Annotated in this window: 14 protein-coding genes; 8 read left to right on the plus strand and 6 right to left on the minus strand. The window is 25.3% G+C overall.

The features are described 5' to 3' along the window. Positions 1-354 precede the first annotated feature (354 nt). The 4 genes from BP997_RS04820 (at position 355) to BP997_RS04835 (ending at position 6,989) form a co-directional block, all read left to right on the plus strand. The gene (locus BP997_RS04820; RefSeq protein WP_413824032.1) at positions 355-1,572 is read left to right on the plus strand and encodes a metallophosphoesterase family protein; all 1,218 of its coding nucleotides are present in this window, start codon (positions 355-357) and stop codon (positions 1,570-1,572) included. A 2-nt stretch (positions 1,573-1,574) separates the two neighbouring features. Beyond that, positions 1,575-4,343 carry an AAA family ATPase gene (locus BP997_RS04825; protein ID WP_413828947.1) on the plus strand — a complete coding sequence of 923 codons (2,769 nt, stop codon included), beginning with the start codon at positions 1,575-1,577 and terminating at the stop codon, positions 4,341-4,343. Positions 4,344-4,416: 73 nt separating this feature from the next. Then, positions 4,417-4,842, plus strand: a complete 426-nt coding sequence (locus BP997_RS04830) for a nuclease (protein WP_409197568.1) — start codon at positions 4,417-4,419, stop codon at positions 4,840-4,842. 59 nt (positions 4,843-4,901) lie between these two features. Further along, a complete protein-coding gene (locus BP997_RS04835) occupies positions 4,902-6,989 on the plus strand; it encodes a Coenzyme F420 hydrogenase/dehydrogenase, beta subunit C-terminal domain (RefSeq protein ID WP_413828415.1) in 2,088 nt (695 codons plus the stop codon). Here BP997_RS04835 and BP997_RS04840 read toward each other — a convergent pair. The 4 genes from BP997_RS04840 to BP997_RS04855 all read right to left on the minus strand — a co-directional run bounded on the left by BP997_RS04840 (position 6,984) and on the right by BP997_RS04855 (position 12,612). Continuing rightward, positions 6,984-8,024 carry a ribonuclease H-like domain-containing protein gene (locus tag BP997_RS04840; protein ID WP_413828949.1) on the minus strand — a complete coding sequence of 347 codons (1,041 nt, stop codon included), beginning with the start codon at positions 8,022-8,024 and terminating at the stop codon, positions 6,984-6,986. The two genes, BP997_RS04835 and BP997_RS04840, sit on opposite strands and share 6 nt — an antisense overlap. A gap of 34 nt (positions 8,025-8,058) precedes the next feature. Then, positions 8,059-8,364 (minus strand): hypothetical protein, encoded by a 306-nt coding sequence (locus BP997_RS04845; protein ID WP_413828414.1) that lies wholly within the window; start codon positions 8,362-8,364, stop codon positions 8,059-8,061. Between the two features lie 25 nt (positions 8,365-8,389). Further along, positions 8,390-9,859, minus strand: coding sequence for a sensor histidine kinase (locus BP997_RS04850; RefSeq protein ID WP_413828951.1), 1,470 nt, complete (start codon positions 9,857-9,859; stop codon positions 8,390-8,392). A 146-nt stretch (positions 9,860-10,005) separates the two neighbouring features. Beyond that, positions 10,006-12,612, minus strand: coding sequence for a DEAD/DEAH box helicase (locus tag BP997_RS04855; protein WP_409197562.1), 2,607 nt, complete (start codon positions 12,610-12,612; stop codon positions 10,006-10,008). Between the two features lie 280 nt (positions 12,613-12,892). Here BP997_RS04855 and BP997_RS04860 point away from each other — a divergent pair, with 280 nt between their 5' ends. The 4 genes from BP997_RS04860 to BP997_RS04875 all read left to right on the plus strand — a co-directional run bounded on the left by BP997_RS04860 (position 12,893) and on the right by BP997_RS04875 (position 18,197). Next, a complete protein-coding gene (locus tag BP997_RS04860; protein WP_413828953.1) occupies positions 12,893-15,337 on the plus strand; it encodes a UvrD-helicase domain-containing protein in 2,445 nt (814 codons plus the stop codon). Between the two features lie 26 nt (positions 15,338-15,363). Further along, on the plus strand, positions 15,364-16,572 hold the full coding sequence (locus tag BP997_RS04865) for a PD-(D/E)XK nuclease family protein (RefSeq protein ID WP_409197560.1): 1,209 nt from the start codon (positions 15,364-15,366) through the stop codon (positions 16,570-16,572). A gap of 77 nt (positions 16,573-16,649) precedes the next feature. Beyond that, positions 16,650-17,414: an EFR1 family ferrodoxin gene (locus BP997_RS04870; RefSeq protein WP_409197559.1), complete on the plus strand. Its 765-nt coding sequence runs from the start codon at positions 16,650-16,652 to the stop codon at positions 17,412-17,414. A 21-nt stretch (positions 17,415-17,435) separates the two neighbouring features. Next, on the plus strand, positions 17,436-18,197 hold the full coding sequence (locus BP997_RS04875; protein WP_409197558.1) for an EFR1 family ferrodoxin: 762 nt from the start codon (positions 17,436-17,438) through the stop codon (positions 18,195-18,197). Between the two features lie 66 nt (positions 18,198-18,263). Here BP997_RS04875 and BP997_RS04880 read toward each other — a convergent pair whose 3' ends face one another. Continuing rightward, positions 18,264-19,019, minus strand: coding sequence for an exodeoxyribonuclease III (locus BP997_RS04880; RefSeq protein WP_409197557.1), 756 nt, complete (start codon positions 19,017-19,019; stop codon positions 18,264-18,266). Positions 19,020-19,126: 107 nt separating this feature from the next. Next, on the minus strand, positions 19,127-19,714 hold the full coding sequence (locus BP997_RS04885; RefSeq protein WP_413828333.1) for an ArsR family transcriptional regulator: 588 nt from the start codon (positions 19,712-19,714) through the stop codon (positions 19,127-19,129). Between the last annotated feature and the right edge of the window lie 385 nt (positions 19,715-20,099).

Consider the following 20,099-nt stretch of genomic DNA (forward strand, 5'->3'; position numbering starts at 1 on the left):
AGGATTTCTACAGAGCCAAAAAATTATAAAATTTATAAAATTAAGCTTTTTTTTATCCAATTTAATAAAAAAATCATAATTTCTATTTTGGCCAATAAAGTTTGTTTTTAATAAAACTAAACATTTTTATTAAAATTTTTAAAAAAATTAAAAAAATACACAAAATTAAAATATTTAACTTACAAAAAAATAAAAACACATAGAAAACTTAAAATTAACTAAATAAGTCAAACTAAAACCAAAATAAAACTATTAAATAAAACTAAAATATTATTAATGAATAAAAACAAAAAAAAACATAATAATTAAAATTAATAAAAATTTATCAAAAAAAAATACAAAGGGAGAAAACAAATGAAATTTGCTCACTTATCAGATACACATTTAGGTTATAGACAATATGGCCTACAAGAACGTGAAGACGACTTTTATTACACCTTCAACAGTGTAGTAGACAATATAATAGAAGAAAGAGTGGACTTCGTAATTCATAGTGGAGACCTATTTGAAACAAATAGACCATCACCAAAAGCATTACTAACATTCCAAGAAGGATTACTAAAACTACGGAAAGCAAATATACCTATATATGGAATAACAGGTAATCATGATACTGTACTAAGAAAAGGATTCATACCTCCTCAAGCACTTTTTAGAAAATTAGGATTTCGACCATTAAGTGCAAAAAGACCATCTTACTTAGAAGATGATATATGTATAACAGGAGTACCATACTTACCAAAATCTATGAAACCTTTATTAATGAAAAAAATACAAGAAGCAAGTAAAAAAGCAGAAGAATATAAAAAAAGCATAATAATTCTTCACCAAGGAATAGATAAATACCTTCCATTTGATTATGAACTTGAAACAGGAGAATTACCAACAAATTTCAATTACTATGCTATGGGACATATCCATAATTATATAAACGAACCATACGGAAATGGTAAATTAGTATACCCCGGATCAACTGAAATATGGAAAACAAATGAATTAAAAGATTATCAAAAAAATGGTAAAGGATTTGTATTAGTGGACATGTCCGGAGACATCCCAGAAACAGAAAGAATCAAAATAGATTTACCAAGAGAATTTATCAAAAAAACTGTATCTTACAATAAATTATTAGCTGAACTTCAAGAATTAAAAAATAATATAATAAAATTAAAAACTAAACCCCTTTTGGATATCACAGTTGAAGAAGGTAACTTTAGTACACAAGAAGCATTTGACACAGTACACAAAGTATTAGATGAATACACATCTTATATAAGACCTCATTTCTATCCGGATAAAATTAAAGAAGAACTAGAAATAATACAAAATGAAAAGACATTAGAACCTCGTCAATTAATAATCAAAAAAATGTCAGAATTAGAAAATGAAGATGTAAATCATTTAGCTGTAGATTTATTTGATAATTTATCCAAAAATAAACTACCTGAATCCGAAAAAATAGCGGAAAATTTCTTCAATGAATACTTTGGAGATAATGGTTTAAAAGTATCCGAAGAAGATATTAAAAAAGAAATGGAAACAATTGGTGTATTTAAAACGGAGGATGATTAAGTATGATTTTTAAAAAATTACAACTTAAAAACTTCAAATCACATGAAAACACAACAATAAACTTCAAACCTGGTATAAGTTTAATAGTAGGTGAAAATGGGGCAGGAAAATCAACCATATTTGAAGCAATAAGTTTTGCACTCTTTAAACAATATACTGCGAAAAAAATTAATGAATTAATTAAAATAAATAATGTTCATAAAAGTAATGAAAAAATGAGTGTAACATTAGATTTTATTGCTAATGGAAAAGAATATGAAATAAGAAGAACAAGAACTAAAACTACTTCAAATGCAGGTTTATATGAAAAAATTGGAGACAGATTCCAAAAAATTGTTGGTGGAGATGCAGAAGTCAATAAAGAAATTCAATCTTTATTAGAAATGGATGGAGATTTATTCTTAAATGCAATTTATGTAAGACAAGGTGAAATTGCAGAATTAGTTGGAAAAACACCTGCACAAAGAAAAGAATTAATTGGTAAACTTCTAAAACTTGAAGAATTAGAAACAGCTTGGAAAAATTTATTACCTATCTTAAATGAATATGATAAGAAAATTTCAGAAATTAAAGGAAAACTTTCAAGTGAATCTGAACTTAATTATGAATTAAAAACTAAAAAACAAGAACTTGATAATTTAAGTAAAAAAGGAAATAATGCTGAAGAAAAATTAAATAATCTTAATAAAGATCATGATCAAAAAGCCATTACTAAAGGACAAATGGAAACAGAAAAAGGTATTTTTGAAGCATTACAAACCAACTTGAATAATGAAATAAATAATGCTAAAAAGATGGTTGAGGATAAAAAAGAATTACAAAACCAAGCTGATGAAATTGTTCATAATGAAAATGAAATGAAAAGACTTGAAAAGTACTCTCAAAAATTACCTATATATCTTGATTTTAAAGATGCAGTCAATAAAATTCAATCATTAAAATCTGATCAAAAGAAATATGAGAAAATTTTAGAAGATATTGAATCTCATAAAAAGATTTTAGATGAAGAAAAAATGGATTATGATACTTATCTTGAATTAGAAGGTAAAATTAAAGCTTTAGAATCTAATAAATCTAAAATTCAATCAGAAATCAGTGTTTTTGAACAATTAGAATCTGAAAAGAAATCAGTTGAAACTGAATTAGAAAATAATAAAATAACTTCTGATAAATTCTTCAAACGGGCAGAAAATATTATTTCTCCATTTTTAGATGTTAATGAATCATTTGATGATTATAAAGATTTTAATAAATTAAAACATTTTGTTGATACATTAAATGTTAATATTTCAAATGAAGTTAAGAACAATGAAAAATTAGCTATAAATTATAAAAAAGACATTGTAGTTTTAGGTGAAGGTATAAAAAGTAGTGAGTTACCATTAAAAGATTTAGCTAAAGTTGGAGATAAATGTCCTATTTGTCAATCAGATATAACTCCTGAAAAGAAATCAGATTTGCAGGAAGGTTATAAAAAAACTATTAAAGATAATAAAGTTAAAATGGAAGAGTTAAATGCTCAAATAAACGAATTTGAAATTAAAAATAAATCTTTAATAAGTAAACATGAAGAATTATTAGAAATTGAGAAACAAATTTATTCTAATAAACACATTGTTGAAAGTATAGATAAAAATACAAATAAAATTGTTGAATTAACGGATAGATTAACTTTAAAACAAGATACTTTAGATAGTTTATCTGAAGTTGAAAAGCAAATTAAAGAAGAAACTGAAAATCGTGAATCTAAAAAACAACATCATGATAAATATATTGAATCTCAAGGTGCTCTTAAATCTTTAGGTAAAGAACATGAAGCTAAAGATGAACTTTATAAAATTACAGGGAAAACTGATTTACAAGTTCAACGCATAAAAGATGATATATCCCAAGATAGTTTTTTAAGTGCTAAAATTCAGGAAGATGAATTAAATAATAAAATTGATGAATTAACTGAAAAGGATAGACGTTATAATGAACTTAAAGGTACTATTCATTTAAAAAAATCAGTCAATAATAAATTAGAAAATAAAAAATCAGATATCAAAATTATTAATAAAAAAATTAATAAATTAGAAGAAGATATTCAATCCTCTCATTATGATAAAGATAAATATGAAAATATAGTATTCATATATGAACGTTTAAATAAAGAAATTCAAGAAGTAACACGTGAAATAGGAGAAATCAAAGGTCAAGTAACCGAAATTATTCCAGCTATAGAAAACTTAACACGTAAAATTCGTAAAAACCAAGAATTAGAAAATGAACTTGCAGATTACGAATCATTCATGAATTTATTAACTGAAATTAGAGGTGTTTATGGTAAAGATGGTGTTCAAAAAGATTTAAGAGAACGTTCTAGACCATTAATCCAAAAATATACCAAAGAATTCTTCGAACAATTTAACTTTAATTATAGTGATTTGATGATAGATGAAGATTTTAATATTAAAGTATTTGGTCCTGAAGGAGAATCTAACCTTGAAATGGTTAGTGGTGGAGAAAAAATAGCTATTGCTCTCGCATTAAGACTAGGTATTACTCAATCTATGAGCCATGGTAATATTGAAACTATATTACTTGATGAACCAACAATACACTTAGACAGTTACAGAAGACATGAATTGATAGATATTATTCGCGAAATGAGTGTTTTACCTCAAATGTTAATTGTTACTCATGATTCAGAATTAGAAACTGCTGCAGATAATATTATATCTGTAACTAAAGAAAATGGTATTAGTGAAGTTAAAACTTCAGAAGAATAATTTAAAGATTAAATTCTTTATTAATCAATCAAAAATTTACATTATAAAATAATTTAATGGGGATTTAATAAAAATGTTTGAAGATGAACAAGACAATAAAATATATAAAATATTTATAACACGTGGTGAAGATAAAGAAAATGAGTATGGTCAATTCACAGAAAAACTATACTCAAAAACTGATTTCTTATGGAAAGAAACCAGTATAGGTGCAGATGACTTTGAACAAGTACCAGCACATTTTTTTGAAGATATTGATGTGATAATTTTATTAGCCGGAATATACACAGCTAATAAAGAAAAAATAGATAGTATTGTAAAATCTGCATTAAAACATAAAATACCAATGATACTTGTAAGACCTTATGGGATGGAAGAAGTACCATTAAACCTTGAAGAAGTAGCAAGTGGTTTAGTAGGATGGAATGCAAATTGTATTGTTGATACAATTAAATCAACATTAAATCCAGATTTAAATCCAGAAGTATGTGAATTATAAAGAATTTTTAATTATTTTTTTTTATTAAATATATTAAGTTAAAAGAGGATTATAAAAACATGTTAACTATTGATATGGATAAAAAAATCAATAAATATATAGATCAATTAATAAATGAAAAATATGATTTAAATAATGATTCTTTTATTACTGAATTAAAAATGAGAATTTGGGATCGTGCAAATGCATTAGCCCAAGAACGTGATGAAGATTTTAATGAAGAATTCATAAAAGAAATTATAGATAATATTGGCATTGTTGAAGAATTCTTAAAAGAACCAGCAACACCAAATTATAAATGGCAATTAAATAAAATAGTAGATGAAGACTTATGTGCTAAGTGCGGAACCTGCAGTATAGTATGTCCAAATAATTTAATTGATTTCACAAATCAACCAGAATTAAAAGAACAATGTTTACGTGAAGGTAATGGTATGTGCCAAGAAGTATGTCCAAGAACAAATTCAGGAGCATACCAAATTTCAATACGTGAAAATTTCTTTGAAGAAAATTACTATGGTAATGGAAATATTAAAGGGCAATCTGGAGGAGTAGTAACTACTTTTTTACAAAAATTAATAGAAGATAATAAAATTGATGGGGCAATAGTCGTTGGGGATGACCATTGGAAACCATTAAGTTTAATAGTTACAGGTTATGAAGGGTTAGCTGATGCTAGAAAAAGTAAATATACTATATCTTCTTTATCTGCCATTCGTGAAGCAGGTGAAATGGGATTAAAACGTGTAGCAGTTGTAGCATTACCTTGTCAAGTTGCAGGTTTAAGAAAAATTCAACATTATCAATACTTAGCTAAACATAGTCCAGAAAGAGGTAAAAATGGAAAACCTGCAGAATTACCTGAAATAAAATATGTACTAGGATTGTTCTGTACAGGAAAATTTGACTATAAAGATTTATCAAGAGTATTAGAAAACAAAAATATTGATATTAAAGATGTTATTAAATTCAATGTTGATGGTCCGAACTTTATTGTATCAACAAAAGATAAAGACACTAAAATTAAGCTAAGTGACATGTCATTATCCCCTGGATGTTTAATGTGTCGAGATTTTGATGCACAATTAGCAGATATAAGTTTTGGTGAAAAAGGATCACCTGAAGGAAACACAACAATTATAGTAAGAACAGAAACTGGAAGAGATATTGCAAATTATATTGATTTACAAGAAGAAGTCAAAGTAAAAAATATCCAGAAAATGAGAGAATTTAAAGAGAAAAGGTTTAAAAAAGAGGTTGCTAGAAGAGAAAAAGAAAATCAATACAATTCATATTACTATAATGGGGATTATGGTGGAATAGGTCAAGCACAAAATGGTTTTAACTTTGTAAGATTCAGATCAAACCCTGCAGGATTTTATGATGCTGATGTTGTTATTAAAGTTGCTGAAATTACAAAAAAATATGGTGGGAAAGTTAAACTCACAAATAGGGGAGAATTTGAGATTCACGAAATAGAACCAAAATATTCAGAACCTCTTCTATTAGAATTACGTAAAATCGGATTAATCAATGGGGGAGAAGGGCCTTTAGTACGTTCTACATTGGCATGTCCTGGAAACCAACATTGTATGTTAGGATTAATTGACACTATTGATTTAGCTGAAAAATGTGAAGATAAATATGCAGAAAAACCATTCACATACAAATTTAAAATTGCAGTATCTGGATGTCCTAATAAATGTGTACGTCCACAAGTCACTGATTTTGGTATAAATGGTGTGAAATACCCAATTACAATTGAAGAAAAATGTACAGGTTGTGGAAGATGTCAAGATGTATGTAAAGTAGATGCATTAGAAATACGTGGAGACATTGCAATAACCAATCCTGATATTTGTATAGGTTGCGGAAAATGTTTTAATGCATGTCCAAATGATGCAAAAGATGTTTTATACGAAGGATATTCTTTATATATTGGAGGAAAAGGTGGAAGAGAAATGGTTCAAGGTTCTCAAATGTTTGTAGAATCTGAAGAAGAACTCTTTGAAACCTTAGAAGCAGTTCAAGAAATCTATTCTAAAAATGGTAAAAAGCCTCAAAAAGAACGTTTAGCAGGTACAATGAAACGTATGGGTGTAGCAACATTCTTACGTCAAGTAGAGGAATTTAAAAACCAATCATAAGGAACAGGTTTTATTATACATATAATTCAGAAATTTAGCTAAATTAACTACATCTAAATTGTTATGTTCAATAATAGGGATTAAAGGACCAATATTATTATTTTCATGGAATGTTTCCCAGTAATTAGGTATAAAATTACCGGGAACATCATTAATTCTTTCAATATTAAATATTTCTTTTTCTATTGTTTGTAATTTACAATCAGGTAATGTATCTTTCCAAAAGTTCCGTGCATAATACATTAAATCATAATTAATCAATTCATCAGGGAAATTTATTCTATAATAATTAGCTCTATTTAATATAAATGGGACATCAAAACTTTTACCATTAAAAGTTACAAAAACATCATCTTCATTTAACTGATTTAAAAATTCATAAATTAATGCAGGTTCCTCATTTTTATCACGTAATAAGTATTGGGTAGTAATTATCTCTTTTTTATTTATTTCAGCCATACCAATTAATATTATTTGAACATTACTTAATCCTAAAGTTTCAATATCCATGAATTTAAAATTTTCTCGTGGGATATCACAGGCACATTTTAAAAGATTATTTTTGTTAGAACTATTTTCTTTAATATAATTAATCTTATCTTTAAAATTATCAGTTTCAATATTGCTTAAAACATTTTCAGCTTTACTAGAATATTTAGCATGATTTAATAATGATTGAATATTATTATAACCAGATTTTTTAAGTTTTTCTTCAGTACTTTGACCAATACCTTTAATAATTTTTAAATCACAAGTAACTGAATCAGAATTACTTTCAAGATTAAAATCAGTTTTTTCTTTAGAAACAATTTTTAATGTTTCACCATATTGATTCTCACAGATATTAGTATTTGGAAAATCTTCAAATTTAGTATTTTCATATTTTTTAAGTAATCCATTTTTTAAATCATTATAAAAACTTGAACTACTTTTTTTCCCCTTTTGCATTGTTTCTTTTGAGGGATTTTCACTAGTCAATGAATTAGATAATACTTTATTTAAATATGCTTCGTGTTCTTTTCTACGACTTACCATATTAATCAAAAAAATTTAAAAAAGAGTTAAATTTTTAGTCTTTAGACTTTTTCATATTAAAACTTAAATAATCATAAGGTAATTCGCAGCATGGCACTACATGACGTTCTTTAATTGTAGCATCACCATAAGATTTAATAATTTTAGTAAAACCTTTTTTAATAACTTTTAATTTTTCAGGATCATGTATACGTATACTTCCTATAAAACCAACACTATCCTTTGTATTTAGAATACTTACTTCATCCATTCTGTAAGGTTCATTGTTTTCTTCAAGTAATTTATTAGTTTTACTTATAATATTTTCCCGTATTTCTTTTTTTTCTTCATTGCTTACCATTTATATTCATTTCTCCTTTTTAAAATTATTTTTTTATTTTAAATTTTATTTCAAATCCTGTACCTTCACATTTTTTTTCAGTAATTGTTCCATCTATTTGTTCAATTAAATTTTTTATAATTATAAATCCTAAAGTATGAGGTTCATTGATATTTATTTCTTCAGGTAATCCTATTCCATCATCTGTGTATGTTAATATAAAAATATTATCTTTCATTTCAGTATTAATATTAATATTTCCTTTTACATTATCAGGATAAGCATGTTTCAAGGAATTAAATACTAATTCATTAATTATTAAACCAATAGGGTTTGCATATTTTGAATTTATTTCATCTTCAATTAAATCTACTGTGAATGTTATATTGTCACAATCATATACACTTATTAAACTGGTTAATAGTTTTTTTAAATATTTTTTTAAATTTATATGAATTAAATCTGGGGATTGATAAATTTGTTCATGAATATAACTCATAGCTCTAATTCTTGCATTTGTACTGTTTATGATTTCTTCTGAATTATTAAAATTATATCTTGTATCTAATTGCATTAAACTTAAAATAAGTTGTAAATTATTTTTAATTTGGTTGTTATCTTTTAAATGCTCATCTTCAAAGTAAGAATCTATGATTTTGGGATCATATTTACTTAAATCCTGAACAAAACCTATAAATGATTCAACACCTTCAACATTACTTGTGAAAAATTTACCATAATAATAAATTCTTTTAAGTCCTGATTTAGTTTTCACATAAGTTATTAAATTAAAATCTGAAAAAGTTAGGTATGCTTCTATTTCTTTTTGTTCTAATTTTTTATGTTCTTCTTCATTTAAGTGTTTAGCTATTATGTTCTCTTCAGGATTCAAGCTTTTAGAATCTATTTCTAAAATATTAAAAATTTGTTCTGTCCACATATATTTATTTTTGCTGTCCCAGTAAACATAAGCTACTTGATTTTCTTCTTTAATTAACTTATTTGTTTGACTTTCATTTTTTTTAGTATTTTTGGATTGGATTTCATTTTTTGGGGTTAATATTAAAACATAATCTTTAAATCTTGTTAACTTTTGATTAATAATATTTAATAAATTTTGATTTTCGAAAATTTTTAGATAAATATTAAAATTTTTTCCTTTTAATGTTTGATAAATAATTTTATAATAATAAGTTTCTTCCATATCTTCAAATATATGACTTATTTCTTTATTTGTTAAGTTTTCAAATATATTATCTGTATCCTTAGGATTTTCTGAAAATATTTCATAAAATTTACTTAAACTTGTTGGGTAAAGTATGATAAATTCATCAAGTTTTTCGTCATATTCTAATATATCTAAATCATAATTCATGAAATTGAATAAATTTATTAAATCACTTAAATCCTTTTTCTCCCTTTTTGTTTCTTTCATGTTTGGAATGAAATTTGTAGGCTTAATATACTTCTTACTTAAAGTATTATTTTCAGGATCGTGTATGACTACATTTTTCATTTTAATAGCCTCTTAAATTATTATTATATGTATCTTGTTTAGTTATTACTTTTAATTTATATATAATTTTATATTTGATTTTTGAACAGGTTTATTTTTATTTACTATTTTAATATAAGTTTAAAACAATTTTTAGCAATTACAAACTATTTTGTTATATTTAATAATAATTCATTAGCTTCCATATGTGATGGGTTGCTTTTTATAGCTTTTTTAAGAAAATTTACAGCCCCATATTTATCATCTTGTTTATTTAATATGGCACCTATAAGATATAAAGCATTAGAGTTTGTTTTATCTTCATTCAATATATCATTACAAATTTCTTTTGCATAAGTTAAATTATTACTTTTATAAAAGTTTAATGCTTCATTATACTTTGATTTATCTGAATTTATTTTTTCTAGTTTTGATTTGTAATCATTCTTATCTGCTGATGTTTGTTTTTTAGTCTTTTTTAAATGTGATTTAGTTTTTTGTCCCATTTCATGATACATATAATTAAGGATTGTTTTTGTAGCTTTTTTATGCAACGGTTTGTTATCATTTCCACATTTAGGTGAATAAATACAAGAAGGACAACCTTCTTCACATTCACAATTATCTAATAAATCTTTTGTACTCTTAACTAAATCTTTAAATACTTCTATTGCTTTTTTAGTAATCCCAATTCCGCCTTCATAAGCATCATATATGAAGATTGTAGCTTCTTGTGTATCTTTATGATAATTAGTACTTAATCCTCCAATATCAAATCGATCACACATAACATGTAAAGGGAATAATCCAATTAAAGCATGTTCTGTTCCATGTAAACCTCCAGCAAACACTTCTTCATCATCAAATGTATCTTCTAATTTATTTTTTATACTTTCTGGTATGGTGAACCATAACCCTTTAGTTCTAAAATTTAATGGGGGTAAATCTAAAATATAAGAACCTACAGTTTTGCTGAATTGAATTTTCTTGTATCTATGATAATCTTCGGATACTTCTAATTCACCATAATGCACTGTTAAGTCTCCAAATTCTTCTCTTTTAATTTTACTTATAATATTAATATTCACACTTTTTAAAACACTAGTATGATAATTAACTTTATGTTTTATTACATTCACATAATGACTTTTAAGATTCACATTATCTACAATGTAAGTTTCACCCTTATTTATTAAAACTGCACCGGGATGTGCTTCTCTATACATTTGAGAACGTTCCATTACTTCTAAAAGTTTATTATTATTCATAACTTTAAAAGAATCATTACTTAATTGATTAAGTGAACAAGTAAAACTTGGACTATCATCATAAGGGTAAGTATATAAACCATTAGTAACTGTAATTTCTTTTTCTTTAACTAAATCATTTAATATTGATTTTGTTGCATTAAAATATTCTTCTGATTCTTTAAAATCAAATGGTAATTCATTTGCTGCACATATTAAATGAGATTTAATTAACATAGGGTTATTTAAATCTATAACTACATTTTCATGAGGTTTATCAAAGAAAAATTCAGGGTTTTTCATAAAATATTGATCTAATTGATTTTCAAATGCAACTAATATGACCAATGATTTATTTGTTCCTCTACCAGCACGTCCGCCTTGTTGCCATACGCTAATCATTGTTCCAGGATAACCACTTATAACAACTGCATCTAATGAACCAATATTTATTCCTAATTCTAAAGCATTAGTGCATGTTACTCCTAAATATTTTCTAGATTTTAAACCATCTTCTATTTCTCTTCTATCTTCAGCTAAATATCCTGCTCTATATGCTGTAATCTTATTAGTCAATTGCTTTTTATATGTTAACATATCATTTTTAGCCCACATTGCAATTAATTCAGCAATTTTACGAGAAATAGTGAAACATAAAGTTTGAACATTTTTTAATAATAAAAAAATAAAAATATATTCTGTTTCTTGATGAATACTGGGAGCATCATCATTTTTTTTCCCATTTCTTTTTTTGTAAGGATTATACAAGATAAAATCTTTATCACCACTTGGTGAAGTGTCCTCACTGATTAATGTAAATTTTTCACCAGTTAATCTTTCAGCTAATTCTGTAGGATTTGCTAGAGTTGCACTACTTAAAATAAATTGCGGGTTACTTCCATAAAAATTACAAATTCTTTTTAATCGTCTAATAAGAAATGCAACATTGGATCCAAATATTCCTTTATAATAATGAGATTCATCAATCACAATAAATTTGAGGTTACTGTAAAAACGTTTCCATTGATGGTGCCAAGCAAGAATATGGTGTAATTGGTATGGGTTGGTTAAAACTATTCTAGCTTTTTGTCTAATCCCATATCGTGAACTTTTAGGTGTATCTCCATCATATGTTGCTGGTTTAAAATCCATTTTTAAACCTTTTTCTAGTTTTTTAAGAACATCTAATTGATCATAACTTAAAGCTTTCGCAGGGTATATGTATAAAGCTGTAGCATTTTTATCATTATATAATTTTTCTAAAACAGGAATGTTAAAAGCTAAAGTTTTACCAGATGCTGTAGGTGTTGTTATTATTATATTTTCACTATTTCGAATGTGTTTTATACTTTCTGCTTGATGTTTATATAATTTAATATTTTTACTTTCAAAGTATTCAATAAAATTAAGGTCTAAATTATCTACTTTCATGTATTCTGCTTTTTTTCCTGGTATTGTTTCAATATGGGCAATTTTATCTTTGAAACGAATATCTTCTTTAAATTTATCTACAGCAGTTTTTTTCATAATAACCCTAAATAATTTTCTTATTTAATACTTTAAAACTTATATTAATTCTTTTATAATAATGTAATATCTATATTTTTTATTATATTAATATTATTCCATGCTTATTCGGTTTATAGATGTATTGTTTATTTTTAAAATGATTACTTTTTTTTTGCTCTTAGGAAATTTATTTATAATTTAAATTACTTAATAATTAATTATTAAATAAAAAAACATACATAAATGAAAACAATTAAAAAAAAATTTCATTTAAGTTAAAAGGGGAAATTATAATTTTATGATAACTTATAGTCAATTTAAAAATATTGTCGTAGAAGATTTAAGTAGAGATATTAATTCAAATATTGAACAAAATAAGGCAATAAGTTCTAATTTAAATGATTCTTTATTTTTAGTTGCAGGTCCGGGTAGTGGGAAAACAACAGTTATTGTTCTTAAAATTTTAAAATACATTTTTGTTGATGATGTTAAACCTGAAGAGATTCTTGCAACAACATTTACTAAAAAAGCAGCTAATGAATTAAGTTCTCGTATTCTTAGTTGGGGACAAACAATAAAAGATGTTATCATAAATAAAATGTTAATTGCTGATGATGATATTTTACGTAAATTAGTTAGATTAGACTTAAATCAAATATTAACAGGTACATTAGATAGTATTGCTGAAGAATTAATGAGAATCCATAGGGATCCTGGAACAAAACAGCCGGTAGTCATTGAAGATTTCATCACTCGAAGTGTTATGTTAAATGTAGGTTTATTTAAAAATGAACGTTATAAAAATAAAGATTTACAAAAGTATCTAGCTAGTCTTCTAGGGAGAGATGTTTTAACAAATCCTTCTAAAATGAGTGAAATTCTCTTAAGTATTAAAGATAGATTATATTATGATTTGATTGATTGGGATAAAATACAGCATGATGTTAATTCAGAAGGTTCAAAGGTTGCTTTAAACTGTATACGAAATTATGTTAATGAATTAGAAAATCGTAACATGTTAGACTTTGTAATGTTAGAATATCGATTTTTAAAACGCTTGAAAAATAATAAATTAAATATTTTTTTAAATAATGTTAAGATTTTATTAGTTGATGAATATCAAGACACAAACTTGCTTCAGGAAAAAATTTATTTTAAAATAGGTAATCATGCTATAAAAAATAATGGAAATATTACAGTAGTTGGGGATGATGATCAATCTTTGTATCGTTTTAGGGGCGCAACTGTTGATTTGTTCACAGATTATAAAAAAAGAGCAGCTAAATCATTAAATACTGAAATTATTGAAATAAATTTAAAAAATAATTATCGTAGTAGTAAAGATATTGTTAATTTATGTAATGATTTTGTGGAATTAGATTCACATTATCAAGAAGCAAGAGTAAAAGAAAAACCCCAAATTAAATTTGCAAGAGAAGATATGAAAAATATCCCAGTTTTAGGAATGTTTAGAAATAATGGGGAGCAATTAGCAGCTGATTTAAGTAAATTAATTAAAAACTTAGTAGAAGGAAAAGAAGTAGAATTACCAGTTAAAAGGGTTTTAACCTCTAAAAATTCTGAAAGAATTAGTAGTGATGATGCAGATATTGCATTAAATAGTCGTAAATTAAGTATGGATTTAGCAAAAGATAAAGAGTCTATTAAATTACAGTTAGATCCTAAAAATGGTTCTCCTTCAGATATTGCTCTTTTAACTTACTCTCCAAAAGAAAAAAATAGTAATGGTTATCTTTTCCCTTACTATTTAAAAAAACGCTTAGAAAAATTAAAAAATCCAATTGAAGTTTATAATCCAAGAGGGCAAGATTTACAGGGAATTCCCTGTGTAAAAATTTTCTGTGGTTTAATGTTGGAATGTATTGATCCTGCAGGCAAAGTCCAAAAAAGTATTCATAAAATTCCTACTATAGCAAATCATAATATGCGAGAATGGAGGAAAGCTGCACTAGAATATGTTGATCAATCACCTGAACCAAATAAGCCTATTTCTTTAAATGATTTTTTAACACATTGGCAAGCAAGAATACCATTTAAATTAGATAATTGGCCTGATAGGGCTAGTTTGATAGATCTTGCATATAAATTAATTACTTGGGTACCAGATTTACAGGATGATGTTGAAGGTTTAGTTTATTTAGAAGCTATAACAAAAACAATAACTCAAACAGGATTTTTCAATGAATATAATGCACATATTATATTTGATGCTAAAGGTGAAATTGAAAGTAAAAGTATTAATGAAGCAATTTGGAATATTTTTATACCTATATCTATGGGTGGGGTAAGTATTGATGAATCTTTATTATATACATTACCTGAAAATCGTTTGAATATAATGAGTATTCATCAATCAAAAGGATTAGAATTTCCACTTGTTATTGTTGATGTGGGATCTAGATTTAATAAAAATCAAGCAAGCACTAGTCAATTCAGATTTCCCAAAAAACAACCTAAAAATGAAAGTTTAGAAGATAAAATCAGATCTTTTAGTACAATAGGTGAATCTAAACGTAATGTTGTTGATCGTAATTTTGATGATTTAACAAGATTATATTTTGTAGCTTTTTCTCGTGCAGAAGATGTTTTAATTCTTATTGGTTTGTATCCTAATATTAATGGGTACATGACAAAAAGTACACATAAAACAATTCCAAATGTTGCCTTAGGATGGAGTCGAGATGAAGAATACATTGGTTTTAATGAAATATATTTAATATAAAGATATTTAATGGAGGGAACTAACTTATGAAGTTATCATCAAGAAGTCAAGCATTTATAATGCCGGAATATAATTTAACAGGAGATTTGCTAAGTTTTTTAACATGTAACCTACAATATCGTTATCAAAACAAGGCAACTTTACCTCCAAGTAAACCAGTACAATTATGGTTTGGTGAATTTATTCATGGGATAATGGAAGAAGCATACTTAAAATATAATGATGCTCATAAAAGTTTCCCATGGGATTGGAAAAAAGATATTAGGCCATTAGAGGAATTAATTGATAAAAGATTACAAGTTAGAGGTTTATATCCCCCTGAAAAATATTACTGTCATTTTACTCATCCTAATAATAATCAAGCTCAATGTAGTACTAATCAACATCCTCATAAATTATTATATAGTTTTCGTGCAGAAACTGCAATAAATAAATTAGGACCATATTTATTTCCCTTAATAGATAATGCTGAAATATTACTTAAAGGTATGAGGACTATGCCTAATTATAAAGATGGGTACAGTAGGAGTAATTATTATAGTATTAATGGGGTTATTGATGTTTTAAGCAGTATAAAGATAGAGGAGAATATTAAACCTCAAAAAAGCTTAGATGAGTATAAACAAAAAAACATAATATTAGAATATTTATTTAAAGATGAAGATTTTCAAAATAATATAAAGAAAATTTCATCAGATAAATATGAAATTATTATAGATTATAAAGGAATGAAAAGACCACCTTTAAATAGCAAAAATTGGCTTCGTCATAATTGGCAAATACAAACATATGCATGGTTAAGAAGCATGCAAGAAGGTAGTAAACCTGTAGCTGCAGGTATTATATTTTATTTAAATGAGTTAGCACCTTCTAATGAAGATTTACAACTTATTCAAGAAGATTTAAAAAATAATTTATCCGATGTATCAGGTCATAGTAGGGATGAAAATTTAATTAAACAATGGGATGTAAGTAAAAAATATCCAAAACTGTCTGAAAAGTTTATGATGGATAGATGTGTTAGAATCATTCCTATTAAAGATAAATCTATTAATTTCGCTTTAGAAAAATTTGATGAAGTAGTGGAGGATATTGAAAATAGTACTATCTGTGAATTAGCGGGTAAAAATATTAAACAATCTTGGAAAGCAGATGCAGATGAGAGAACTTGTAATGCATGTGATTTTAAAACTTTTTGTGATAAACATAAACTTGAGGAAATGACAATACCTTAAATATTTTTTCTTTTTATTGTTTCAAATAACTTTTTTTTAAATAAATTTTTTAAGAATAAAAGAGCTTATAGTATACTATGAAAATTTTATATTTTAGTGGGACTGGAAATAGTTTATATGTAAGTAAAAAAATTGGGGGAGAACTATTAAGCATTCCACAATTAATTAAAAATAATCAATATAAAATTGTGGATGACCTGGTTGGTATTATTTGTCCGGTTTATTGTATGACAATGCCTAACCTTGTAAAAGAATATTTAACACAAGTTGAAATTAATTGTGATTATTTATTTGTAATAATGACTTATGGATCCTCACATTTTAACTCTTTATCTGATGTTACACAAGTATTAAATAAAAAAGGATTAAGAATTAATTATTCTAATTATGTTTTAATGGTGGATAATTTTATACCTTCATATGATATTAAAGAGCAAAAAGAGTTGCATGATAATAAATCAATAGCTTTAGAAGTCAATAAGATTAAAGAAGATATATTTCTTAGAAAAAATTATCAACCTTCTATTAATAAAGTTAGAGATAAAGTCATGGAATTGGTTTATAAGATAATTTATAAAGTATTTTTACGATTTGCAGTTAATTTATATTTTGATTATGAATCATGTAATCAATGTAAAGTATGTTATAATATTTGTCCTAAAGGTAATATTGAATTAAAGGATAATATTCCATTTTTCAATGATAATTGTGCTTATTGTTTAGCTTGTATTCAAAATTGTCCAAAAGGTGCTATTCATGATAAACGAGAAAAAAATTCAGAACATTTTAGAAATCCTAATGTTAAACTTTCAGAATTAATTCAGAGCAATAACCAAAATTAATATAATAGGAGATTTTTTTCAATGAAAACTTTATATTTTACTGGAACAGGGAATAGTTTATATTTAGCAAAGCAAATTGGTGGAGAATTGTTTAGTATTCCCCAATTAATAAAAGATAAAACTTATAATATTGAAGATGATGTAGTTGGGTTTGTAGTACCATGTTACTATTATACCTTACCTCGTTTAGTGGAAAAATATATTCGACAAGCTAATATAAAAGCAGATTATGTATTTTTAATATTAAATAATGGTGGTGGAGGTATTGTGGCTGCAATGACAATTATTGAAAATTTGTTTAAAGAAAAAGGGTTCACTCATTATTATTTAAATAAGATTGTTATGGTTGATAATTTTCTCCCATGCTATGATATGATTTATGAAAAAAAAGTAAAAAACAATCAACTTTTAGAACCTGAAATCACGAAGATTAAAGAGGATATTCATAATAAACTAGAATTCAATATAGATGAACCTATTAAAGATTATCATAACCTTCCAGAATATAATTTAAATGAATTACACATGGATCAAATTGATGAAGATTATACTATTGACTTAGATTCATGTAATGGTTGTGGAATTTGTGTTAAGGTTTGCCCTGTTGGAAATATAAAATTAGAAAATACTATTCCAAATTTTTTTCACTACTGTGAATGGTGTATGTCTTGTATTCATAATTGTCCTAAAAGAGCTATTCATATTAAAAATGAAATAAATGATGAAAGATTCATTAATTCTGATATAAGTTTAAATGAGATTATTAGAAGTAATGAACAATAAATAATTAAAAAAGAGAGATTTAGGGATATTTTTTTTAAAATTTTCCCATTAATAAAAAAATTTTTTTTATAAATCTAATTCTAAAACTATAGGGGAATTTTTAGTTGAAGTGATATTAGTTAAAATTTCACTTTTATCCACTTTTTCTTTTAAAGATTTACTTACATATGCGTAATCAAATCTACTACCATTATTTTCTTCTCGTGCTTTATCTGATTTCCAATTTGTATATACTGTTTTTTCAGGGTTAGAGTTACGGTAAGTGTCGATGTAATTGTAGGATTCTAATTTATTGAAAAATTCACGTTCTTCATCTGTAAATCCTGGTTTTTTATTGGTATTAGCTGTGTCTATTTCATTATGTGCCATATTGAAATCGCCAATAATGATTACATTTTCATTTTCTAATTTTTTTGCAAGTGTTAAGATCTCTTTAAAGAATGATACTTTTTCATCCATTTTGTCTTTGTTTCCAGCACCTGTTGGTCCGTATACTTGGATGATAGTAAAATTTGGATATTTAATGTTTGCAAATCTTCCTTTTGTAACATCTTTAGGTTTGTTAATGAATTTTTTAATAGTTTTAGGTTGAGATTTACTGAAAATAGCTAAACCGGCAGATCTGTTAGTTTCTCCAGGTATGCAGTTAATAGTATATTCATTATTTTCTGTTAATTTTTTATTTAATTGATTGTATTGTGCTCTTGTTTCTTGGAATAAGATTATGTCAGGTTCTTCTGCATATATTGGTTCTAATTCTCCGTTTTTGAATCGTGTTCGTAATCCATTTGTGTTCCATGAAATGATTTTAGTTTTTACCATTCTTATCTACCTAAATTATATTATAAATAACATATTATTTTATATTTATATTTTAATACTTATACTAGTTAAGTTACTTAAGTATATTAAATGTTTTCATTATTTTTTTACAATATTGCTAATTTACCTGCTGTTGTAATTTTTAATTTATTTTTTTGAATTAAGTTTAAATTTCTTAATTCTCTTATATGGTGGTATATCATTCCTTCAGATAAATTTAATTCATTTGAAAGTGTTTGTAATGTTTTATTTTCATTTGTTAACTGTTCAAGTATCTTTATTTTATTTTTGGTTAAATGATATCTTAATACGGGTAAATCAACTATTCCGCCTTTTCTATTTATTGCTACAATTCTTTTAACAATTTTAAATCTTGAATATGCACCATAGGATAAGCAGAAACTATATTCACTGTGTTCGGTTATGTGCATTATTACCTCCTTGCCTAAGGAGTGTTCTTTATCAACTATTTCTGTGATGGTTTTACTATTTTCAATAATATCATTTTTGTCAATAAATGTTTTTTTGATTTGTATTTGTCTTCCGAAGGTATTTGCAATAAAATTGGATGTTTCCTTTACTTTTTCATCATTTTTATGGGGTGTGATGAAAATCACTGTTTTAGGTTGAACTCCTTTAAGGAGAGTTTCTATCAGTTTTATGTCTGTTTCTACAGTTATTATCGTGAATTCCATTTTTATTCAGCCTCTTTTGTTTTTATTTATATCCTCTTTGTACTGTTTTTAATTTTATATTAATTATTATATTTTTTAATGTTTATATATTTTTTTTCTTTTTATTATTATGATTTTATGAATATTATTATAAAATTTTAATCAATTCGTGTATTTTTGAACTTTTATATTTTTTTAAATTTGATATTTTTTTCATAATTTTTTAGCTTTTTTAGAATAAAATATTTAAAAAAAATTTTTTAATACTTAATAATAATTTTTAATGGAATGTGTTTTCCACCACTATTAACTAATTAAATTAAAATTTTATAAAAATTATTAATATAAAATCTTTAATTGTTATAATATTGTTTGTTAAAATGAACATTTATTAATGATTTTTTTA

Origin of the sequence: Methanobrevibacter sp. UBA412 (assembly GCA_002495685.1) — an archaeon.
Taxonomy (GTDB): Archaea; Methanobacteriota; Methanobacteria; order Methanobacteriales; family Methanobacteriaceae; genus Methanobrevibacter_A; species Methanobrevibacter_A acididurans.